The following is a 22,119-nucleotide window of genomic DNA, read 5'->3' as shown; positions in this document are numbered from 1 at the left end:
CGACCTCCCGCAGGAGGTCGTTGTGACAACATGTGGATCAGGACAGCATGCTCAGAAGCGCTGCGTGTACTGCAGATAGCTGTAGCGTCCTGGGATGGCGTAGGCCGGATCGAACGAGTTGGCCGAGGCGCTGAGCGCGACCGGCGGGTCGCGGTCGAAGACGTTGTTCAGACCCAACCGCACGGTCGCATTCCATGGAAGCTGGTAAGACACCTGCATGTCGTTGAACGCAGTCGCCGCAACGTGGCGATAGTTTCCGTTGTCGTCCAGTTCCGAATCGTAGTCCTTCATGCCCGAGTAGTACCGCACGGCCCAGTTGGCGGCCAGATTGCCGTAGCTCCAGTCCAGGGTGAGCGTGCCGCGGGTGCGCCAGTTCGGATTATTGGTGTGGTAGATGCCGTTGTAGCTTTCCCACGCAGAATTGTCGTCCTGCTTCTGCTCGTTGACGGCCACGTAGGTCGAATCCAGCGTGAGCATGAACTGGCCGATTGCGGTCTGCGGCAGTTTGTAACGCGCGGTGAAATCGTAGCCTTGCATGCGTTGCTCGCCGACATTCACCGGCTGGATCACCAGGCCGGTGATGGCGCCTGTCGCATCGCGGGTCACCAGATCGCAGAACGCCGAGACGTTGAATTGGTAACACTGCGACAGGATCTGATTGGCGCTGAATTCGGTGATGGCGTCGGTGATTTCGATCTTCCACCAGTCCAGCGATACGTCCAGGCCCTGTACCGAAGCCGGGCTGTAGACAAAGCCAAGCGTGGTGTTCTTGGATTTTTCCGGTTGCAGGTTGGCGTTGCTGGTGTAGGTGAACGGATAGATGGTCTGGCCGGAGTTGCCGCTGGCGCTGTTGTATTCGGCAACGTAATTGGCAGGCACGCCGCGGGCTGCGCATGCGGCTGCAATCGCGCTTGTGTAGGAGGTGCTATTGGTCGAGCAGGGATCGGAATAGGTGTCGAAACTGTCCGAGGCGCCCAGATACAGATCTTCGATCGATGGCGCGCGGAAACCGGTGGCGTAATTGCCGCGAATCAGCAGGTCGGCGACCGGTTTCCACTTGAAGCCGAACTTGCTATTGGTGGTGCTGCCGAAGGTGTTGTAGTCCGAATAACGCACTGCTGCGCTCAATTCCAGCAACTGCGCACCGGGCACATCCTTCAGCAGCGGAATCGCCACTTCGGTGTAGTAGTCGTTGAGCGTGTACGAGCCAGAGGTGGGCGTGAACGAATTGCCCGAGGTATAGCCGGCCGAAATCAAGGCATCCGGTGAGGAGAATCCGCTTTCCTCGCGATGTTCGACACCGGCGGCAAAGCTCATCCAGCCGGCGGGCAGCTCGAACAGCTCGCCGGTGAGGTTGGCGGTGAAGCTGTTGTTTTTATATTGATATGTGTTGTGCGCAGTGAACAGGATGTAGTCCAGCATTTCCTGGGTCACGCCACCGGCCGGCGACAAGGGGTTGAACGGTACGCAGCCGGCAATGACGGCGCCGCCGCTGTCCAGGCACGCCAGGGTGCCATTGACGATGCCCGATGCACCGAGCGCATTGCCCAGGTTGAGCAGATTGACATCGCCATACTGGGTTTCGGTCTGGTCGGTCTGGTTGTGCGCAAAGCCCACATCCCAACTGAACTGCCTGTCGGCAAACTGGAAGTCGCCTTCCAGCCCGGTGTACACGTGCGAGGTCTTGACGTCCTGCTGATAGGTGCGCGCGAATTCGGTCAAGCGGTGCGACCAGCCCACATCGCGCCCGTCGCCGCCGTAGACAGTGTTGTACGGGTTGTAGTAGCTCTCGCCGCTCAACAGGATGCCGGTGTTGACGGAGGCCAGCGGAAAGCCTGCCAATTGCTGCGACGACTGGCGGCGGTTATACAGTCCATCGAACTTGAAGCGCACGTTGTCGGTGAGTGCGTAGTTGCCCTGCACGTACAACGCGTCGCGCTTCTGTGGCGTGACCAGGTAATTGTCCTTGGCGTAGTTGTAGCCATATTCGGACGTGTTGAAGGCGGTGTACTGGTCCAGGCCATAGCGCGGATACCTGCTGTCGCCGCTCGCGGTGGCGCTGTCGGGCAATACCGTCCAGGCGCCGCTGGTGCCATTTGCACGGAGGCGGCCGCTTGCCGAGTAGCTGCTATAGGCCGACGAGCCCGCGCCGTACACCGGCTCGGCGGAGATCTCCCGGTCGCCTGCCATCACCGCATCTTCCTTGACGCTGGACAAGCCGATGACCAGATTGCCGCGCTCGCTGGTGGCGCCCACGGTCGCGTCGAAGGAGGTGCGCTGACCGTCGCCCTGGCCGTATTGGCCAACGTAGGCGTTGACTTCGGCGCCATCGAAATTGGTACGGGTAATGATGTTGACCACGCCCGCGATGGCATCGGAGCCATAGATCGACGAGGCGCCATCCTTGAGGACTTCCACGCGCTCCACGATGGCCGAGGGGATGGTGTTCAGATCCACCGAACCGGACAGGCCCGAGACCCAGCGCCGGCCATTGACCAACACCAGCGTGCGTGAGGCGCCCAGGTTGCGCAGGCTCACCGTGGCCGAGCCGTCGCCGCCGTTGTTGACGGTGCTGTTCATCGTCGCGCCATTGGAGGGAATGCGCTTGAGAACGTCGGCAACCGAGGTCAGGCCCTGCTTTTCGATGTCCTGGCGCGTCAGTACCAGTACCGGTTGCGAATTTTCCACATCGACCGAACGGATGCGCGAGCCGGTGACTTCGATCTTGTCCAGGTTGGTCGGACTCTTGTCGGTTTGTTCCTGGGCGATGGCGCTCGTGCTGACGCACAGGCTGATGGCGATCGCGAGCGAGCCCCGACGCATCGTCGGGTGGAGCGTTGTCTTAGTCATATGTACGGCGGTTCCCGGTAGAGGAGGAGCGACAGCGCGATCCCCGTGAATGACACCTGCATGCGTGCGGCGTCTTCGGCACGCCACGCAGGCTTAGCGGGAATTTAACGAGCGGGTTTCGCCGCCGTTTTTCGTCAATCGGCGCCTTGTTGCGTGGCGACGCGCGCAATGCATCGGCGCGCCATGTAATGCCCGGGCGACGCTGGGCGTGTGCTGCAGCGACGTGAGATGACCTGTGCGGACATATGTCGCCGCCGAACGCGACAACCTTGCGACGCGCAACAGCAGGCCGGTGCGGCCGCTGCGTCAGTGCGGTATGCCCTACGGGTTTAGCGCGGGCCGTGCGCGCTGCGGGTATGTGGCGGATTTTGTTTAGCTGCGCAGGTGCGATGTGGTTTAATCGCCGCCGAAGTGGGGGTACCGCAGCGTGCTGCGGTTGAGATAGTCCCTTCGAACCTGATCCGGCTGATACCGGCGTAGGGAAGCTTCGTCAGATGCGATGGTTCGTGCGTGCACGGGCAGTCGGTATCGAGCGCCGCCGCTTCGTCCGCACTGCGACTCCTTCGCAGGGCCAGCACACAGGACGAATGCCATGAATGCCGCGCCCACCGTTTTGCAACAACAAGCCCAGTCGTTGTCGGAGGCTGTCACCCAGCCGATTCCCGGTTCACGCAAGATCTTCGTGCAAGGCTCGCGCGCCGATCTGCAGGTTCCGATGCGCGAGATCGCCTTGACGCGCACGCCCACCTTGTTCGGCGGCGAAGAGAATCCGCCGCTCAGCGTCTACGACACGTCCGGACCTTACACCGATCCGCGGGTGGCGATCGATCTGGCAGCCGGTCTGGCACCGCTGCGTGCGCAGTGGATTGCCGAGCGTGGCGACACCGTCGCCCTGGACGGGCTGAGCTCCAGCTTCGGGCGTGGCCGCGAGCACGATGTGCGTCTGGATGCAGTGCGCTTTCCGGCGCGGCGTCTGCCGCGGGTAGCGCGCCAGGGCGCCAACGTCACCCAGATGCATTACGCGCGCCGCGGCATCATCACGCCGGAAATGGAGTACGTGGCGATCCGCGAAAACCAGCGCCTGGAAGCGGTGACCGATGCAAGCTTGCGCAGGCAGCACCCGGGCCAGGCGTTCGGAGCTTCGATCCAGCAACGCATTACACCGGAGTTCGTGCGCGAAGAGATCGCACGGGGCCGCGCGATCTTGCCCAACAACATCAATCACCCCGAGAGCGAGCCGATGATCATCGGCCGCAATTTCCTGACCAAGATCAATGCCAACATCGGCAACAGCGCGGTGTCTTCAGGCATTGCCGAAGAGGTCGAGAAGCTGGTGTGGTCGATCCGCTGGGGCGGGGACACGGTCATGGATCTGTCCACCGGCAAGCACATCCATGAGACGCGCGAATGGATCATCCGCAACTCGCCGGTCCCGATCGGCACGGTGCCGATCTATCAGGCGCTGGAGAAGGTCGATGGACGCGCCGAAGAACTCACCTGGGACATCTTCCGCGACACCTTGATCGAACAGGCCGAACAGGGCGTGGATTACTTCACCATCCACGCCGGCGTGTTGCTGCGTTACGTACCGCTGACCGCACAGCGCGTGACCGGCATCGTCTCGCGTGGCGGTTCGATCATGGCCAAGTGGTGCCTGGCGCATCACAAGGAGAATTTTCTCTACACGCACTTCGAAGACATCTGCCAGATCATGAAGGCCTACGACGTGGCGTTTTCGTTGGGCGATGGCCTACGCCCCGGCTGCATCGCCGACGCCAACGACGCGGCGCAATTCGGCGAGCTGGAAACGCTGGGCGAGCTGACCAAGCTCGCCTGGAAACACGATGTGCAGACCATGATTGAAGGCCCCGGCCATGTGCCGATGCAATTGATCAAGGAAAACATGGACAAGCAGCTGCGCGAATGCGGCGAGGCGCCGTTCTACACCCTGGGGCCGCTGACTACCGACATCGCGCCGGGCTACGACCACATCACCAGCGCGATCGGTGCGGCGATGATCGGCTGGTTCGGCACCGCCATGCTCTGCTACGTCACTCCGAAAGAGCACCTGGGCCTGCCCAACCGGCAGGACGTGCGCGACGGCATCATGGCCTACAAGATCGCCGCGCATGCCGCCGACCTGGCCAAGGGGCATCCGGGCGCGCAGGTGCGCGACAACGCCTTGAGCAAGGCGCGTTTCGAATTCCGTTGGGACGACCAGTTCCATCTTGGCCTGGATCCGGAAAAGGCCAAGGAGTTCCATGACCAAACCCTGCCCAAGGACGCGCACAAGCTGGCGCACTTCTGCTCGATGTGCGGGCCACACTTCTGCTCGATGAAGATTACCCAGGACGTGCGTGACTACGCGGCCGAGCACGGCATGAGCGAGGCGCAAGCGCTGTCGACGGGCATGCAGGAAAAGTCCGCGCAATTTGTCGCGCAGGGCGCGCAGGTCTATCGCGCCACGTGACGCGTTACATGGCAGCGTTTCATAAAACGTGATGTGGCGCCTGCTTAGGAAAAGTTCAGTTTTGTACTGAACAGATTACGGCGCGGTCCGCAAGTGCCGCGCTATGGCAGGGTTGCAAGCGATTCCAGTAAATAAGGGTTTCAGCTGATTTAGCTGAATCGCAGATAAAAAAATCGCGCCAGAAGGCGCGAAGGGTACGTCGTAATTATTCGAATTCGTCGGCGAGAGAGAGAGAGCCTGACGCTGCCGCCTGTCTTAGGAAGCAACGGGCATAGCGTAAAATTTGCACCAAATGGATGCATGACACAGTTGGTCGTCGTCCTTTGCTGAATTTGGCGTTTCGCGGAAGGCGCGGGGCGCTCTTTGTTGTTCTTGCATGCCGACGCGTGTTTTTGCCGATGAGTGTTCCTCCCGCTATTGCAATGCCATCGGGCCGGCTGCGTGTCGGTCAGTGCGTGGTCGACGTTGCCTCGCGCGAGGTGCACGCACCTGGCGCAAAGCGTCCGCTGCGGCTGGCGCCCAAATCCCTGGCGGTGTTGCTGACCCTGGCGCGGCAGCCGGGCCAGGTGGTCACGCGCGAGCAACTGCTTGCCGAGGTTTGGCCCGATACCTTGCCGACCAACGATGTGGTGACCCAGGCGGTCACGCAGCTGCGCAAGGCGTTTGCCAGCCACGGCGGGCAGCGCTCGGAGCACATCGAGACCATCGCCAAGACCGGGTATCGCTTGATGGCGGCGGTTGTGTGGGAAGCGCAGGCACCTGCATCGGCGACGCTGCCTGGTGAAGCACTGGGTCCGGATACGCTCGAGCCGGCGCAGCCAGACCAAGGCGTGGCGTCCGTCCCCGACGAGTCCGACGCTACCGCATCGCCCGTCCGCACCGCGCCTGGCCAGCCTGTAGCGCCCGTCGTTGCGGCGCCGGCCGCGCCACGACACCGGCGCTCGATGGCGCTGGCAGTCGCCAGCGTGGCGTTGCTGGTCGTGCTGAGCCTTGCGGTATGGACCTCATGGCGACCTGCTCCGGCACCTGAGACCGCGCAAGCGCATGCGGTGCTGGGCAGCCCCAAACGGCCGTATCAGGTCATTACCGCAGGCGGTGGATTCGATCTCACGCCAAGCCTGTCGCCCGATGGCGCGAGGGTGGCGTACGCCTCATTGACCAGCGATCGCACCGGCACCTCGATCCTGGTCAAGACCACCGACAACGCCTATCCACGGGTACTGGAGACGCCTGCGCCCGGCGTCTCCGATCGTTTGCCGGCGTGGTCGCCGGATGGCCGGCAGATCGCGTTTTCCAGGCAGGCGCCCGATGGCAGCTGCCGGGTCATGATTGCCGCAGCCACCGGGCCTGCGGCGTCGCGCGAGGTAATGCGGTGCGATGGTGCCGACATGCTGAGTTTCAGCTGGTCGCCGGATGGGCGCGCGCTGGTGTTCGGCAGCATGACCGGCACGCACGGTGCGGCCCGCATGCGTCGCCTGGATCTGGCAACCGGGCAGTGGCAGACGCTTGACTATCCGGCGCAGGCGGGTGATTTCGATTACGCGCCGCGGTATTCGCCCGATGGGAATTGGATCGTGTTCCTGCGTAATCCGCAGCTCGGGGACCTGTGGCGGATTCCGGCCGAGGGCGGCGTCGCCGAACGGCTCACCCATGACAACGCCGATATCCGTGGATGGAGTTGGCTGCCCGATGGCAGCGGTTTGATCTTCGGGCGTCGCGTGGACAGCGAGGCGCGGCTGTATCGCCTCGATCTGCGGGACCACAGCTTGCACGATGTGGGCGTGGACGATGCGCAAGCACCGGACGTGGCGCATGGGCATCTGGTGTTCGTGCAACGCAAACCGCAGTTTGGCGTCTATCAGGTCATTGGCGACACGATGAACGGTGGCTACATTCGACGCCGACTGTTTCCATCCAGCGGGCGCGACGATCAGCCGATGATTGCGCCGGATGGGCGCCAGCTGATCTTTGCATCCAATCGATCCGGTGCGTACGCACTGTGGTGGGGCGATGTCAGCAAGCCCGGTTCGGTGCGCTTGATCGAAGGGCTGCGCCCGGATTCGCGCCAGGCCGCCGACTGGTCAGCCGATTCGCAACGCGTGCTGGTCAGCGGCAGCGATGCGGCCGGGCATGCGGCGCTATTCGAAGTGACCCCCAGTAGCGGCCAGGTAGTGCGACTACCCGTGCCGCAGCCGCGCCCGCTGCAGGCGATCCATCTTCCCGATCCGGACCGGCTGCTTGTCCTTGCTGCTGCCGACGACGGGCATACCTTCGCAACGCTGTACGACCGGCGCAGCAGCCCATGGCGTGCGCTGGCGACGCTGCAGGACGTCTCGCAATTGCGACTGGACCGCGCCAGCGGACAGGTCTTGCTGACCCGCCTCAGCGGGGGCGGTGTGTGGCAGGTCGCTCCATCGCTGGCCGCCGACACCTTGCATGCTGTCGATCCGCAACAGCCATCGCGCTGGCGGTATCGCAGTTGGGCGCCGGGCGTGAATGGCCAGCTGCATTACCTGTCGTCCACCGACAGTTGCGCTGCCTACGATCGCGAGTTGCGCAGCGGCCGCGGCCAGTGCCTGGATGCGGTCAAATTCACCACCATCAACGGTTTCAGCCTGAACCAGCGCGATGGGACGCTGTATGTGTCGCTGGCCGAAGAAGATGGCAGCGCCATCGCGTATATGCCATTGCCACAGCATTCCGTGGCGCCTATTGGCGTCATTGCTAACTTATTGTCGGTATTGAGAAAAATCGCCTCGTAAGTTCTTCGGGAAGGCTTCGTGGCAATTTCGGCGCAGTTTCGTCAAAACTTCCTGACTGACGCCACAGTCGGCAAAACACTACGCCCTCTTTTGTACAGGGGGCTGCCAACATGCAACAGGTCATCACCGCGGATCGTGGGCTTGCGCTCGCGCTCGATAACGCCAACGAGTCGACATCGACTATCTGTCTGGCAGTCTCGCGGCTCGGCAGCATCCGTACCAACGCGGCGACATTCACCTTGTGGATACAGCTACGCGGACGCGCATGGGTGGAATCCAAGGAGGGCCGCTTTCGTCTGCGTGCCGGCGACTGGATCGCCTTCGACAAGGATTCCCATCCCACCTTGCAGGCAGATCGCAGCGCGCTATGCGTGGGCGTCGGTCTGGATGGCGAGAGCCTGCAGTCGCTTGCCGAACTGACCGATGCCACGCTGTATCCCGGCCGCGCCCAGTTGTCGCGCAGCGATCTGCGCATTGCCTTGCGCCTGTGGCGCAATGCCGCCGCACAAAGCGGCAGTGCGTCCGCGCGGCCGTTGCTGTTGCACCTGGCCGCGATGCAACGCGATTTTATTGCGCAGGAACAGCGTTGCCCGGGCCGCTCGCGCAGCCGTCGGCGTCAGGTGTTTGGGCGTATGCAGCGTGCACGGCTGTACCTGGAAGGCAACAGCGACCGCGTGGTGCGCATCAGCGAACTGGCGCAGCTGACCAACTTTTCCAGTTGGTACGTCTCCAAGACGTTTCAGAGTTTGTACGAAGAAAGCCCGCAGGCGCTGTCCGCACGCTTGCGTCTGGAACGTGCATCCGATTTGTTGCGCGATACCTCGATGATGATCGGCGAGGTTGCAGCCGCAAGCGGCTTCGACAATTGCTGCAGCTTCGCGCGTGCGTTTCGTGCGCGCTTCGGTGTCTCCGCATCGCACTACCGCGACCAAACGGCAAATCCGCCAGATTCGGCAAAGCCACGTAACGTGACGCGCAAAGCGACGGCGTTCACGCAATCGTAATTTGCACAGGGGCGCTTAACGCGCCACTAACGAACCCTGGAGAGATTGATGAACCTTCGCACCTCCGCAGTGCGGCTGGGCCTGTTGCCCGCCGGTATTGCGATCGCGTTGACGCCGGCTTTTGCCGCCGCACAAGAGTCGACCACCACGCTTGACCGTATCGAGATCACCGGCTCGCGCATCCGCAGCGCCGACGTCGAAACGCAGCAGCCGATTTTGACCCTTGATCGTCAAGCGCTGGAAAAGCAGGGCCTGACGTCTGTTGCCGATGTGCTGCAGAACCTGACCTCCGCCGGCTCCCCGGCCATCTCGCGTGCCGACGCGCTGTCGTCCGGCGAAGACGTTGGCGGTTACTACGTCGACCTGCGCAACCTCGGTGCGCAGCGTACGTTGGTGCTGGTGAACGGTAAGCGTCTGGGTGCGTCGACCTCCGGTCTGCAGGATCTCAGCCAGATTCCGATGTCGGCAATCGAGCGTATTGAAGTGCTGAAGGACGGCGCCTCGTCCATCTACGGCTCCGACGCGATCGCCGGTGTGGTCAACGTCATCACGCGTAAGCGTTTCGACGGCGCTGAAGCCAGCGTGCAGTTCGGCCAGTTCGGCCAGGGCGACGGCGACACCACGCAGTACTCCTTCACTGTTGGCTCGCAGGGCGAGCGCGGTGGCGTGACGCTGTCTGCCGAATATTCCAAGCAGGACCCGGTGTTCGCCAAGAACCGCTGGTTCAGCCGCGATGGTTCGCGCGGTCCCAACTCGACCCCGAACAGCTGGAGCCCCATCAGCCAGAACGGTTCGTGGTGCAATCCGCTGCAGGTGGACTGCGATGATCCGGACACCGCGGTGTGGCAGACGCTCAATGCCGGCGGCAACCCGAACAACCCGGCCGACTATCACCCGATCACGCCGGCCGAGTACGCCAACTCGAACCAGCAGATGATGGTGCAGACCGGTATCGAGCGGAAGTCGGTATTTGCAAACGTCAACTACGACGTTGCCGATGCCATCACCTTCAACGCCGATATTGCCTACAACGAGCGCACGACCGACGGGCAGATCGCGGGCTACCCGTATCAGTCCGGTTCCTTCGGCACTCCGCTGGAAGGCAGCAGCGCATTCAATCCGATCGGCCAGGATGTCGACTTCCGTCGTCGTCTTTGGGAAGTGCCGCGTGCCAGCGAAAACCAGCTCAAGACCCTGCGCTTCGCGCCGACCTTGAGTGGCTACTTCGACATCGGCGGCAAGACCTGGGATTGGGATGTGGGTGCGTTGTGGAACCGCAACGAGAACACCAAGCGTAGCCGTGGCGACATGAGCCTCATCGCGTCGCGTCAGGCGCTGGGCCCGTCCTTCATCAACGGCCAGGGCGTTGCGCAGTGCGGTACCGCTGCAGATCCGATCTCGCTGTCGGCCTGCCGTCCGTGGAATCCGCTGCTGCCGTACAACGTTGCAGGTCAGGGCTCGCTTGCCGACCCGGCGCTGCAGGAATTCCTGTTCCCGACCTTCACCGATACCGGCCTGACCAAGACCACCAGCTTCACCGCAAACCTGTCCGGTTCGGTGGTTGAGCTGCCGGCTGGCGATCTGGGCGTTGCGGTGGGCTACGAACACCGTAAGGAAGAAGGTCGCTTCTCTCCGGATGCGTTTGCGCAGTCGGGCGAAAGCACCGGTCTGGGTGCCAAGACCACGCAGGGCCAGTACTCGCTGGACGAGGTCTACCTCGAATTGAATGTTCCGCTCTTGAGCGATGTCGCCTTCGCCAAGGAACTGACCTTCAACGCTGCAACGCGTTACTCGGACTACAGCAACTTCGGTAACACGCTGAACTCGAAGTTCGGCCTGACCTGGCGTCCGCTGGAAGACCTGCTGGTGCGTGCGACGTATGCGGAAGGTTTCCGTGCGCCCACCATCAGCGACCTGTACGGCGGCCTGAGCAGCAGCTTCGAGGATTACATCGATCCTTGCGGCGTCGGCGCCCCCAACAGCGTCAACGGCAACGCGGCCTGCACCAACGCTGGCGTGCCGCTGGGCTACACCCAGCTCGGCCAGGGCTTCGTGCCTTGCACGACCTATCCGTGCCAGACGCCTGATGAATTCATCAGCGGCGCCAACCCGAACCTGAAGCCGGAAACCTCCACGAGCAAGACCGCCGGTCTGGTCTGGAGCCCGCGTTGGGTGCAGGGTCTGGACATCTCGCTGGATTGGTACCGCTACGAGATCAACGACATGATCATCGCCGATAGCGTCGACCGCATCCTGCGCGACTGCTATGTGCTCGGCGACGCTGAACGTTGCGCCAATGTCACACGTGCAGCCGATGGTCATATCTCGGCGATGAGCTACGGCGTGGCCAACCTCGGTCAGATGGAAACCGAAGGCTACGACCTGGGTGTGAAGTACCGCCTGCCGGAAACGGCCATCGGTTCCTTCACCTTCGACTGGCAGACCAGCTACGTCAGCAAGTACGACGAAGCCGGCCAGGACAGCGCAGGCAACGCCATCATGATTGGCCGTGTCGGCGAGCCGGGCATCTTCCGCGTGCGTTCGAACGTTGGCGTGAACTGGTCGCTGGGTGATTTCGGCGTCAACTACACCCTGCGTTACTACTCGGGCATGAAGGAAAGCTGCATCACGCTGGCCGAAGGCTATTGCGATGCGCCGGACCATATCGCCAACGGCGAGTCCGACCCGCTGCGTCACACCGGCGCCAATACCTTCCACGACCTGCAGGTCAACTGGAAGGCGCCGTGGGACGCCACGATCGCACTCGGCGCGAACAATGTGTTCGATCACCGCGGTCCGCTGCAGTACTCGGCACCGAACAGCAGCTTTGCCTACTACGGCGGCTTCGAAATCGGTCGTTTCATGTACATGAAGTACACCCAGCGCTTCTGATCCATCGACGCGCGTAGTAAATGAAAGACGGGCCGCAAGGCCCGTCTTTTTTTATGCAGTGCCCTGTTGCGATGAGGCAATGCGCATGCGGCGCGTGATTTAGATGCGAAGTCATCGCTGCGCGACTCAAGCGGTGCGGCAGTTCCGCGAAAAACGCGCGCAGGATGTGGAAGTTGCTCAGCGACTCCGCTCGCAAAGAACTGCAGTCTTTCTTCTCGGGCAGCTTCCACAGCGCTTGAGCGCATCGTCTGCCTGTAGTGCGGTGCGCTTGGGGTGAGTGCCGTGACACATCGCCCAGACCAAGGCTTGCAATGCGCGGCCCTGGCGCAACGGCCCCATGCAGGGCGGTCGAAGAAACGGCATAAAAAAACGCGGCCTTGGCCGCGCTTCTTTCGGGATGCCGCAAGCGAGTGACTTACGCCTCGGCAAGCCCCAGCAACGTATCGGCCTGTTCGCGCCAGCTCGGCAGGCGGGCGATGACGCCGACCTTGGTCAGGTACTCTTCGTCCACGCTTTCGCCGCTGGCCAATGCCGTGGCGACATGCACTGCGCCGGTGACCCAGAAGCTGCGCATGCTGGAACGCAGCGGATGGCGATGGAAGGCCACCGCTTCGATGATAGGCATCGGCAAGCCCCACAGGCCGAGCAGGTAGGCGCCGGCTTCGGTGTGACCCAGGCGTTCGTCGCCACCTTCGGCCGGCGCCTCGCGCTCGTCGCGTACGCCCGGCAGCAGCAAGCCGATGTCGGCCAGCAGTGCGGCGGTGGAACCGAGTTCTGCGCTGGTCGGCGGAAGCACCTTGGCCGCCAGGCGCGAAGAGAGCAGGGCGCGGCGCTGCATCGCGTTGCGCTCGGCCGGCGTAAGCGTCTGGACCGAAAACACTTCGCTGGCCAGCACCAGGTCGCGCAGCGTCGCCACGCCCAGGCGGGTCACCGCCGTGCGCAGGTCGGTGATGCTGCGGCCACCGGAAAAGAACGCCGAATTGCACAATTGCAGCACTTTCGCTGCGATCGCCGGGTCGCCGGCGATCAGCTTGGCGATATCGGCCGCGTCGGCGCCGTCGTCCTCTTCCAGCGCATGCATCAGGCTCAGGTACAAATGCGGGGGCGAGGGCAGCTTTTCGATCCGCCCGATCGCCGCGCGCAGGCGAGGATTGCTGAGCAGCTCGCGCAGTTCCTCCAGGCTGGTGACCGCCTCGAGCAGCACTTCGGGCGCCAGCGGCATCGGCAAGAAGCGATGCGCCACGCCGATGATGCGGGCCGGCGGCGTGCGCTGGCCGCCTTGCGCATCGATCAACGCAATACGAATGGTGTCCGGGCGCAGCGTGCGGATTTGCCCCAGCAAGGTGGCGGCAGTCAGGTCCGGCAGGACCGGGGCAACGATGACGGCGTCGAACGGCGACAGCGCGGCAGCTTCGATCGCCGAATTGCCATCGGCCACCCGCTGCGCCTGCCACTGGTCGCCCAGGTCGGCGACGTAGTCGTCAAGGTCGGACGGAAGACTGGCTTCGTCCCCAACAAACAGAATACGCAAGACACTTCCCCAGAAGTCACCGGTGACAGACACCGGCCAAACGCTTTCGGCAATGTACCCAATCTGCCGACTGCGGTCACCGGGATCACGCCAGAAGCGTGATCCCGATCGCCCCCTACACGCAGGGCAGCATCACGATCGATGGATCAGGGTGCGTCGGAATTGTAGCGTTCCACCGACTCGGTCAGGATGCGCTTGGCCTCGGCCGCGCCGCCCCAGCCGTCCAGCTTGACCCACTTGCCCTTCTCCAAGTCCTTGTAATGCTCGAAGAAGTGGCCGATACGTTCCATCCAGTGGCTGGACACCTGGTTGATGTCTTCGATGTGCGCGTAACCGGAGAAGATCTTCTCGATCGGCACAGCCAGGATCTTTTCGTCGCTGCCGGCCTCGTCGCTCATGCGCAGCACGCCCACCGGACGGCAGCGCACCACCGAGCCCGGCACCAATGGCAAGGGCAGCACCACCAGCACGTCGGCCGGGTCGCCATCGCCGCACAGGGTGTTGGGCACGTAGCCATAGTTGCAGGGATACCGCATCGGGGTCGACAGGATGCGGTCGACGAAGATCGCCCCGCTGGCCTTGTCGACTTCGTACTTGACCGGCTCCGAATCCTTGGGGATCTCGATGACGACGTTGATTTCTTCCGGCAGATTCTTGCCAGAGGTGACCAGTTCAAGGCCCATGCGGGTAGCTCCGAGGCGTCAGCAGTGTGTGGAGCGCGATTCTACGCGTTCGGCTGTTGCGCTGCAGCGACACTGAATGGGCAATGTCCTGACCGCTGCGTGCGGCATAGCCCGCGTTCATCGCGGGTGGCTGCCTGATCGTTGCGGCCCGGCCGGAGGCGCACGCTGCAGGCTCATCCACCGCATAGGAATTGCCCATGTCCAGGCTTGCGCGTTTGCTGGTTCTCCTGCTGCTGTCCCTTACCGCCCAGTTCGCTGCCGCCGCGACGCCTCCGCCCACCTTCGTGGATGCGGTGGACTGGCCCGCCAATGGCGAGGGCTGGGAGGCGTTCATCGATCTGGAGCAGCGGCTGGACCGCGATTTCGACAATATCTGCGGCGACACCTTTTGTGGCGGCGACTTCAGCGACTACCAGCCGCTGCGCTTCCGCTGCTCGGTGCATCGCGTCACCGGGGTGGTGCGGAGCTGCATCTGGACCTTCGGCGCCAGTGAGGTCAGCGTCGACCCGCGTAGCGGTTACTTGCGGTCGGACAGCCGGGTGTGGCGCTGCACGGCACCGTTGAAGGCCGGTACCCGCCTGGATGAGATGTATCGCACGCTTGCGGTGGCCAATCCGCTGTTCAAGCCACTGCCGGGCGGCGCACCGCCGATCTATGACGGCCTGATCGGCTGCCTGTGATCGTAGGCCGGGCGGGACGGGGGCTTGCCGGCACAGGCCAGCCCCTTCTGCCTGATGGCGCCATCTTCTTATCGACGATGGGGGCCGCCAGCGGGCCCCGGCGCGATGCCGATCCTGAGCTGGGAAGGGCAAATGCCCCGGCCCGGCGACGCCTTATTGGCCCGGTCCCTATGCCCCAGTTGCCGCTTTCCGCAGTGACCGGTTCGGACTTGCCGCGACGCGTTCGGTCGGTCGGCTGCTTCCCGACGTCATGACCGCAGGTCACGTGCCCTGCGGTCATCGCAGCGTTACAGCAGGGGCACGAGCAACAAGGCCACGATGTTGATGATCTTGATCAGCGGGTTGATCGCCGGCCCCGCGGTGTCCTTGTACGGATCACCGACCGTGTCGCCGGTGATCGCAGCCTTGTGCGCCTCGCTGCCTTTCCCGCCGAAGTGGCCGTCCTCGATGTATTTCTTGGCGTTGTCCCACGCGCCGCCGCCAGTGGTCATCGAAATCGCCAGGAACAAACCAGTGACAATCGTGCCGATCAACAAGCCCCCCAGTGCACGCGGACCCAGTAGCAACCCGACAATGATCGGAACCACCACCGGCAGCAGGGAAGGCACGATCATTTCGCCAATCGCCGAGCGGGTCAGCATGTCGACGGCGCGGTCGTACTGCGGCTTGGCGGTACCGGCCATGATGCCGGGAAGTTCGCGGAACTGGCGGCGCACCTCTTCCACCACGGCGCCCGCGGCGCGGCCGACCGCTTCCATCGCCATCGCGCCGAAGAGATAGGGAATCAGCCCGCCAATCAGCAGCCCGATGATCACCGTGTGGTCGGATAGATCGAAGGCGTACACCTGGTCGGGATTGGCCGCCTGCAGGTTGTGCGTGTAGTCGGCAAACAGCACCAGCGCCGCCAGCGCCGCCGATCCGATCGCGTAGCCCTTGGTCACTGCCTTGGTGGTGTTGCCCACCGCGTCCAGCGGGTCGGTAATGTTGCGGACCTCGGGAGGGAGCTCGGCCATCTCGGCGATGCCGCCGGCGTTATCGGTAATCGGTCCATACGCATCCAGCGCAACGATCATGCCGGCCATCGACAGCATGGCCGTTGCTGCAATCGCAATGCCGTACAAGCCGCCGAAGTGAAACGCACCCCAGATTGCTGCGCAGACCGCGATCACCGGCAGCGCGGTAGATTTCATCGAAATACCGAGCCCTGCGATGATGTTGGTGCCGTGCCCCGTGGTACTGGCCGATGCAACATGCTGCACCGGGGTGTACTGCGTGCCGGTGTAGTACTCGGTAATCCACACGATCAGGCCGGTGAGCACCAGGCCGATCAGTGCGCAGGCGTACAACGCCGCGGCGCCGTGGGTGTTGTCGCGCATCAGCGATTGGGTGATGGGCCAGTAAGCCAACGCCGCCAGCACGCCCGACACGATCACGCCTTTGTAAAGCGCACCCATGATCGAACCGCCACCTTTGACCTTGACGAAGGCCGCGCCCACGATCGAAGCGATGATCGATACTCCGCCGAGCACCAACGGATAGAGCACGGCATGCGGACCGGTTTCGGCCAGCGTCAGACTGCCGAGCAGCATCGTGGCGATCACGGTGACTGCGTAGGTTTCGAACAGATCGGCGGCCATGCCGGCACAGTCGCCCACATTGTCGCCGACATTGTCCGCAATCACTGCCGGATTGCGTGGATCGTCCTCGGGAATGCCGGCCTCGACCTTGCCGACAAGATCGGCGCCCACATCTGCGCCCTTGGTGAAAATTCCGCCACCCAGGCGCGCAAAGATCGAGATCAACGACGACCCGAATGCCAAGCCCACCAAGGCATGCAGGTTCTGCTCCAGTGGCAGCCCCATGGCCTGCAGCACAGCAAAGTAGCCGGCCACGCCGAGCAGCCCGAGGCCGACCACCAGCATGCCGGTGATCGCGCCGCCGCGGAACGCCACATCCATCGCCTTGCCGATGCCATGCCGCGCCGCCTCGGCGGTGCGGACATTGGCGCGCACCGAGACGTTCATGCCGATATAGCCGGCTAACCCGGACAACACCGCACCCAGTGCAAACCCGATCGCGGTGTACCAACTCAGGAACAGCCCGACCAACACGAACAGCACTGCCCCAGCAACCGAAATGGTGAGGTATTGCCGGTTGAGATAGGCACGCGCGCCTTCCTGGATCGCGGCGGCGATCTCCTGCATGCGTGCATTGCCGCTCGGCTGCGCGACCACCCAGCGCGCCGACACGATTCCATAGACGATTGCCAAGACCGCACAACCCAGCGCAAGCCACAACCCATAGTGTTCCAGCATGACCCCTCCCAAGAGAATGGATGTCGTCCGGTCGGGACGAACCAAGGGCGATGCACACAACGAGTGGACTGACGAATACGGACTCGACGGCCGCCTGGGCCGTAATGCGCGTCGCGAATGTTCAGGTGGCCGGATCGCGACCGAGTATGCGCCGCGCCTTGCGTGGCGACCAGCGTTATGGCTTTGGCGCGTCGTTCAGTTGCGGCGTGACAGCCTGCGGCCAACGTGATTCGGTCGACCCAGGAGTGTCCATGTCCCACCATGCTGCGCAAAAATACGCCGCGATGCTCGCAACGCTGTTGCTGACGAGCCAAGCGTTTGCGGCCGATCCCACGCCCGAACTCAAGCCGCGCGCACCCGGCACCGCGCAAGCGGTCGGCGCCGTGCACACCTTGCGTCAGATCCCGGAAGCCTGCGCACGACTGGAAGGCGTGTTTACCGGAAATGCTGCACAGCCGTATACATTGTCGGTGGTCCGCAGCAGCCCCACCTGTCAACCACGCGCACGCTTCGTGGATTTCGCCAAGGCCGCGCCCAGTGTCGCCTCGGGCTGGATCTTCAACGATGTGATCCGCGTGCCAAGCGCAGCCTGCCCGTCACAGCAAGCGGTGGTACGCGTATGGCGCAAGCCGGTGGATGCCAAGCCGCAGCTCGATGGCCAGGGCCAGTCGCGCATCTATCTGGAAGACGCCAAGCAACAAGCCGCCGCCGGCAAGATCCCGCAGGTGCCCATGTTCGCTGCGCAGATGACGGTGGAAGGCAAGGCGTGTCAGTAGAGAGCGGCGAGCAAGCTCGCCTCATAGCACTCAGGGCGATGCGGCGAGTTCTGATGTTTGGCAAGCACCACTTCCATGTTCCAATACTGTTCGTCGTCTGTATCTCAGGCCAGGCTCCTGGAGCATATTGCTGACATCGTCGTTTTTGATCAGCCATCGTTCTAGATCACGCGCGCCGGTGTCGGTTTGGTCATCTCCGGCTGCGTCCGTTGTGTATCCGGTGCGTGCAACTGTTGCTGGCCCCCTTGCAACGGCGGTGCCTCTGCCACCAGATCCACCTTGGCCCGGAAGCCCGGGGTGTTGCCGACGATCCAGGCGTTGCCGTCCTGCACGGTGACGCTGCGCAGCTGGTCGACGTTGACGATGCCTGCACGTTTAGCCTCGACGGTGGCATGCATGGCGACGGCATCGGAGGTGCCCTGCGGCAGTTTGCTGTGGATGGACCGGTACAGCGGATCATTGGACATGGCCGCCGCGCCCGAATCCATGCAGTGCGCTGGGGTATTGCCCAGAGGCAGCTTCCAGCCAGGAGCCACATATACCGACGTGCCTTCGCGCTCCATGCGCTGTTGCGTTTCCTTCCAGCGCTCTGCCGCCATTTCCGCCGCGCCGGCACCAGGGGCGAGGGGGCCGCGCAGATGATTGACGTCATCGGCTATGTACATGAACTGCAAGTGGCGCGATGCCAGGGTCAGGCCACCGCGCAAGAGCGCAACATCGCCACGGTATTTGTCGATCATCGGCGAGTACTGCTGCGCCAGCTGTTGCGACTTGGGATCTTCCAACACCGAGCGATCCGGCATGCCGTTGGCATCGACCGGCAGAAAGTTATGCATGCGATGCGAATCACGCAACGCCCCGGCGACAAGCGGGTTGCGGTCATCCAACACACTGCGATCGTTGGCATAGCCTGCCTTCTGCAGAGCAGTGATTTCCTGTGTTGCAGCGTAGATCCTGACCTGGCCGTAATGCCTGCTGGCAGCACTGACCGCATCCCCAGCCATCACGTGATTGATGACATCGTTACCGCCTTCGGGGATGCGCCGGTCTAGGCTTACTGCGCCGTAGGCGTTGAAGGTCTCGCCCTTGAGGCCGTAGTGATGCGAGGTGACCTGGGCCAGATCGCCGCCAAGCGAGTGGCCGGTGACGGTAACTTGAGGGGCTGATTGGCCGGTCTTGAGATGTTTTTGCTCTGCATACATCAACGCATGACGGGTCAATTTGATCGCATCATCGATCTGGTTGTTGTGACGTGTTGCAACCATGCCGCCGTCGGTATACACGCCATCTTCTTTTAACTGTCTCTCGGTCTCTGTGCCGCGGTGGGCTACGATAATCTCGCCTGTGTCTATCCTCTCATAGATGACACCCTGATAACCTGAGGGACGATCCATGTATTCAAGGCGCCTAACTAGGAGATCGCCGAGATTCACTGGCTTACTATTAGGGCCCGTCTCGTTAGGCTCTTTATACGCATCGCTTGCAAGCAGTGCATACTGCTGATGTGTCAGGCTCATTTAGACACCTTTTCAGACTTTAGCGTTATCTGAAATAAGTTGCTTCTGTTGGGTTCTGAGTATTTGTCCGCACTGTATTCGCCGGTGTCTGGGTAGTTGTCCATCTCACTTCGTGGATAACCGCCTTTCCAGAAGTAAAACTTTACCGATCTTGTGTCGTGTATTTGTGATTTGAAGAGTGCGGGCTGAAACCGTGTTTCCTCTTCCTTGCCAGTCGCCCGAAGAGAGATTCCGATCCCATCTAGCTCAAATTTGCATACCCCTTTTCCGTAATAGTCAGCATCAACCATGCCATCGGCATAGATTGTCGCAACGTAGGTGGATGCATCACGCTTCTCAAAGTGTATGGGAATGCCATCTTCGTCAGACTTGTTCCACACACCGGCAATGGGCTCAATTGGCGTGCATTGCTTGTGGTTGGTCATCTGGTAGAAGGCCGTGCCGGAGATCCACTCGAACGACCCAGGCGCATCCTCGATGGTCATAGTGATCCGGTACGCTTGCTTAGGATGCGGGTTCTTCTGGTAAGTCAGATTGCTGGTCGTTGCGTCGGCTTTTGAGGATGTCGCAGTCATGGGTTGGCATCCTGCAACGAGGAAGGGCATGAGGAGGAAAATGAAACGGCCGATAATCTTGGGAGCCATTGGAGATGCCTCTGCTGCATGCACGCATTGCGCGATAGAAGATGAGGAGTTTTTGGCTCTAATTGAGGTGATGCGCATTATACTTGACATCGTATCAGCGCGTATTAGCAAGATCCGCAGAAGTTCAAGAGTGCACTTGCAAATAAGCGGTCCGCATGAGCCATGACTGCCTGCAAGGCTACGCGAAATTAATACACTAGAAGCCAACTATTACCGGTGCCCTAGCTCAGGGATACTCCGCTAGTATCTTTTAAAGATGGGTTCTGAGCATTCCTCATAGATAACCTTGCATTGCATTTCAGGATTTCTTTTTTTGCACTGAGTTAAAGCATCTTCGGCGGCTTTTTCTTTGGACGACCTGCCTATGAATTGAATCAATCCATCTGGATTTGGTTTTCCATTAATTTGTGGCTCACCTATGGCAGCACATTGATTTTGATAAGTCAGAGTAACACGGCAGTTGTTTGGCCCAAGTTTCGCGCAACGTTCCAAAGATTGTTGCTTGGCTTCTGATTCTGATAACGCGCCTGTCGGCACTCCATAAAAAGGAGTGGAATTAACAGTGCCAAGAGCAATCGCTCCCCAAGTTTTAATCCACTTGCCAAGTGGACGTGACTCCTGAGGCGTGGCGGAGCCTGATTGCGGCATGGGTGCACAAGCAACAGCTCCTTGGCCGCCGATTGGAAACTGGCCGGGGGGGCAATTTCCTTCGGCGGCAGCATAATCACAAAAAGTATAAATTAACAAGCCAAGACTGAGTAAAGTAATCTTCAGCATTTTTTTCCTGAAACCCTAAATAGCCGTTACATATCAAAAGTAGAGTAAGTGCATCTATTAGCCCAAACGGCTACTATCTCGTTGAGTAGCAATTCCTCTTGTCCCTACTTGAGGAGTTTCGGAACTAGAAGGCGCGGGGCCAGAAACCCGTCCTGCAGAGAAACTCGACGGGCTCGCCTCAGAACCTACTTGATTATTGTTTGCCTCAATACGTGATGGCATATACGACCCAGCAGGCTGCCCTTGCGGTCCTTGACTTGCTGCAGTCCCAAACGCCGAGTAGGCCATGAACGTGCCCATATTGCCCTGCCATAGCGCGGCGGCGATGGTCGGTATGGTGACGATGAGCATGGTCATGATCAGGCCGATGCCGCCTTGCTGCAGCGCCTGGCTGGAGAGGCCTTCAGCATTACCGAATGGGATGAACTTGACCGCCCAGTAGGCGGCGGCCACCTTGGCGGTGAACTTGAGCACCATGGCCGTGACCACCGACAGCATCGACATCGAGAACAAGGTGCCGATGACGTAGAACAGCCACTTCTTGAACAGGTCCTTGGTCTGGTCAAAGACCAGCGCCAGGATGAAGATCGGCCCGATGCCGATCAAGAAGGCCATGGTGAACTTGAACAGCAGCAGCATCGCCCCGGCGGCCATCGGTGGGCTGGCGGTGCCGAAGCCTGCCATCAGCATGGCGCGGCCTTTCTTCTCCAGCACTTCCGGCTGGGCTGGATCGACGCGCACCGCATCCAGTGTGGCCATTGCGACCTGCGTGTAGGCCAGGTTCTCGTCGATGGCATCGGCGGCGGTACCCTCATCGCCGGTGAACAGGCGATGGATTTCCTTGTCCAGGTTCTGGGTCATGCTTTGGTGCAGCATGGCGCCATTGGCGCCCAGGGCCGAGGCAAAGCTGATGATGAGGGCCACCTTGCCGGCCTTGATCATGGTGGCCATCGCACTCTCACGCGATTGCCCGGTGGCGATGCGGTAACCCAGAATCAGTATCCACAGCGTGGTAACGGTCAACGCGATAGCGCTGACCCAGCGCATGGCCCGCTTCATCAGCTCCATGCCGAAGTTCTGGATTTCGCTGTTGAAGTAGTCGTTGACCAACTTGAATAAAACGAAGTCACCGAGATTGGCATCCGTCAAGGGCGGATACCAGTTTGCCGCACGCGGTGCACACCAAGCTGCCGCAGCAGTGGGCATCGGGTCAGTCAT

The 22,119-nt window shown here is 61.7% G+C and carries 14 protein-coding genes and 1 riboswitch; of the genes, 6 read left to right on the top strand and 8 right to left on the bottom strand.

Annotation, left to right across the window (positions count from 1 at the left end):
* Nucleotides 1-51: 51 nt before the first annotated feature.
* Nucleotides 52-2,823, bottom strand: a complete 2,772-nt coding sequence (locus tag ACCQ07_RS16790; RefSeq protein ID WP_372364161.1) for a TonB-dependent receptor — start codon at nucleotides 2,821-2,823, stop codon at nucleotides 52-54.
* Nucleotides 2,824-3,253: 430 nt separating this feature from the next.
* Nucleotides 3,254-3,351: riboswitch (TPP riboswitch) on the top strand.
* A 91-nt stretch (nucleotides 3,352-3,442) separates the two neighbouring features.
* Between ACCQ07_RS16790 and thiC the strand changes: the two genes are divergently transcribed.
* The 4 genes from thiC (at nucleotide 3,443) to ACCQ07_RS16770 (ending at nucleotide 11,978) form a co-directional block, all read left to right on the top strand.
* A complete protein-coding gene (gene thiC / locus ACCQ07_RS16785) occupies nucleotides 3,443-5,320 on the top strand; it encodes a phosphomethylpyrimidine synthase ThiC (protein WP_127165992.1) in 1,878 nt (625 codons plus the stop codon).
* Between the two features lie 422 nt (nucleotides 5,321-5,742).
* On the top strand, nucleotides 5,743-8,082 hold the full coding sequence (locus ACCQ07_RS16780) for a winged helix-turn-helix transcriptional regulator (protein WP_372364160.1): 2,340 nt from the start codon (nucleotides 5,743-5,745) through the stop codon (nucleotides 8,080-8,082).
* Nucleotides 8,083-8,192: 110 nt separating this feature from the next.
* Nucleotides 8,193-9,086, top strand: coding sequence for a helix-turn-helix domain-containing protein (locus ACCQ07_RS16775; protein ID WP_372363477.1), 894 nt, complete (start codon nucleotides 8,193-8,195; stop codon nucleotides 9,084-9,086).
* Nucleotides 9,087-9,134: 48 nt separating this feature from the next.
* The gene (locus ACCQ07_RS16770) at nucleotides 9,135-11,978 is read left to right on the top strand and encodes a TonB-dependent receptor plug domain-containing protein (RefSeq protein ID WP_008573719.1); all 2,844 of its coding nucleotides are present in this window, start codon (nucleotides 9,135-9,137) and stop codon (nucleotides 11,976-11,978) included.
* A 415-nt stretch (nucleotides 11,979-12,393) separates the two neighbouring features.
* Here ACCQ07_RS16770 and ACCQ07_RS16765 read toward each other — a convergent pair whose 3' ends face one another.
* Both ACCQ07_RS16765 and ppa read right to left on the bottom strand, forming a co-directional pair.
* Entirely contained in the window at nucleotides 12,394-13,542 is a 1,149-nt protein-coding gene (locus ACCQ07_RS16765; protein WP_372363476.1) for an HDOD domain-containing protein, read from the bottom strand.
* 113 nt (nucleotides 13,543-13,655) lie between these two features.
* The gene (ppa, locus tag ACCQ07_RS16760; RefSeq protein ID WP_005911986.1) at nucleotides 13,656-14,192 is read right to left on the bottom strand and encodes an inorganic diphosphatase; all 537 of its coding nucleotides are present in this window, start codon (nucleotides 14,190-14,192) and stop codon (nucleotides 13,656-13,658) included.
* Nucleotides 14,193-14,389: 197 nt separating this feature from the next.
* On the opposite strand from ppa, the gene ACCQ07_RS16755 reads away from it, so the two are divergent.
* On the top strand, nucleotides 14,390-14,872 hold the full coding sequence (locus tag ACCQ07_RS16755; protein WP_008573723.1) for a hypothetical protein: 483 nt from the start codon (nucleotides 14,390-14,392) through the stop codon (nucleotides 14,870-14,872).
* Between the two features lie 287 nt (nucleotides 14,873-15,159).
* Here the strand turns inward: ACCQ07_RS16755 and ACCQ07_RS16750 are convergent, their stop codons facing one another.
* The gene (locus tag ACCQ07_RS16750) at nucleotides 15,160-17,187 is read right to left on the bottom strand and encodes a sodium-translocating pyrophosphatase (RefSeq protein ID WP_014090993.1); all 2,028 of its coding nucleotides are present in this window, start codon (nucleotides 17,185-17,187) and stop codon (nucleotides 15,160-15,162) included.
* A gap of 251 nt (nucleotides 17,188-17,438) precedes the next feature.
* Between ACCQ07_RS16750 and ACCQ07_RS16745 the strand changes: the two genes are divergently transcribed.
* Nucleotides 17,439-17,963 (top strand): hypothetical protein, encoded by a 525-nt coding sequence (locus ACCQ07_RS16745; RefSeq protein WP_011348509.1) that lies wholly within the window; start codon nucleotides 17,439-17,441, stop codon nucleotides 17,961-17,963.
* A 161-nt stretch (nucleotides 17,964-18,124) separates the two neighbouring features.
* Here ACCQ07_RS16745 and ACCQ07_RS16740 read toward each other — a convergent pair whose 3' ends face one another.
* From ACCQ07_RS16740 to ACCQ07_RS16725, 4 genes are all read right to left on the bottom strand, one after another.
* Nucleotides 18,125-19,480, bottom strand: coding sequence for a Tle-like phospholipase domain-containing protein (locus ACCQ07_RS16740; RefSeq protein WP_372363475.1), 1,356 nt, complete (start codon nucleotides 19,478-19,480; stop codon nucleotides 18,125-18,127).
* Nucleotides 19,477-20,124, bottom strand: coding sequence for a hypothetical protein (locus ACCQ07_RS16735; RefSeq protein WP_372364159.1), 648 nt, complete (start codon nucleotides 20,122-20,124; stop codon nucleotides 19,477-19,479). The genes ACCQ07_RS16740 and ACCQ07_RS16735 overlap by 4 nt, the downstream gene beginning before the upstream one ends.
* 240 nt (nucleotides 20,125-20,364) lie before the next feature.
* A complete protein-coding gene (locus ACCQ07_RS16730; protein WP_136733900.1) occupies nucleotides 20,365-20,901 on the bottom strand; it encodes a DUF4189 domain-containing protein in 537 nt (178 codons plus the stop codon).
* A gap of 57 nt (nucleotides 20,902-20,958) precedes the next feature.
* The gene (locus ACCQ07_RS16725; RefSeq protein WP_503255984.1) at nucleotides 20,959-22,107 is read right to left on the bottom strand and encodes a TrbL/VirB6 family protein; all 1,149 of its coding nucleotides are present in this window, start codon (nucleotides 22,105-22,107) and stop codon (nucleotides 20,959-20,961) included.
* Nucleotides 22,108-22,119 lie beyond the last annotated feature (12 nt).

This window comes from Xanthomonas sp. NCPPB 3583, assembly GCF_041475715.2.
GTDB classification, from domain to species: Bacteria; Pseudomonadota; Gammaproteobacteria; order Xanthomonadales; family Xanthomonadaceae; genus Xanthomonas; species Xanthomonas euvesicatoria.
The sequence above is the reverse complement of the archived record's forward strand: the minus strand, read 5'-3'. Positions and strand labels throughout refer to the sequence as shown.

Coding starts and splice junctions, on each gene's coding strand:
- thiC (WP_127165992.1), top strand. CDS start 3,443: ATGAATGCCGCGCCCACCGTTTTGCAACAACAAGCCCAGTCGTTGTCG.
- ACCQ07_RS16740 (WP_372363475.1), bottom strand. CDS start 19,480: ATGAGCCTGACACATCAGCAGTATGCACTGCTTGCAAGCGATGCGTAT.
- ACCQ07_RS16755 (WP_008573723.1), top strand. CDS start 14,390: ATGTCCAGGCTTGCGCGTTTGCTGGTTCTCCTGCTGCTGTCCCTTACC.
- ACCQ07_RS16750 (WP_014090993.1), bottom strand. CDS start 17,187: ATGCTGGAACACTATGGGTTGTGGCTTGCGCTGGGTTGTGCGGTCTTG.
- ACCQ07_RS16770 (WP_008573719.1), top strand. CDS start 9,135: ATGAACCTTCGCACCTCCGCAGTGCGGCTGGGCCTGTTGCCCGCCGGT.
- ACCQ07_RS16775 (WP_372363477.1), top strand. CDS start 8,193: ATGCAACAGGTCATCACCGCGGATCGTGGGCTTGCGCTCGCGCTCGAT.
- ACCQ07_RS16780 (WP_372364160.1), top strand. CDS start 5,743: ATGCCATCGGGCCGGCTGCGTGTCGGTCAGTGCGTGGTCGACGTTGCC.
- ACCQ07_RS16730 (WP_136733900.1), bottom strand. CDS start 20,901: ATGCTGAAGATTACTTTACTCAGTCTTGGCTTGTTAATTTATACTTTT.
- ACCQ07_RS16745 (WP_011348509.1), top strand. CDS start 17,439: ATGTCCCACCATGCTGCGCAAAAATACGCCGCGATGCTCGCAACGCTG.
- ACCQ07_RS16790 (WP_372364161.1), bottom strand. CDS start 2,823: ATGCGTCGGGGCTCGCTCGCGATCGCCATCAGCCTGTGCGTCAGCACG.
- ppa (WP_005911986.1), bottom strand. CDS start 14,192: ATGGGCCTTGAACTGGTCACCTCTGGCAAGAATCTGCCGGAAGAAATC.
- ACCQ07_RS16725 (WP_503255984.1), bottom strand. CDS start 22,107: ATGCCCACTGCTGCGGCAGCTTGGTGTGCACCGCGTGCGGCAAACTGG.
- ACCQ07_RS16735 (WP_372364159.1), bottom strand. CDS start 20,124: ATGGCTCCCAAGATTATCGGCCGTTTCATTTTCCTCCTCATGCCCTTC.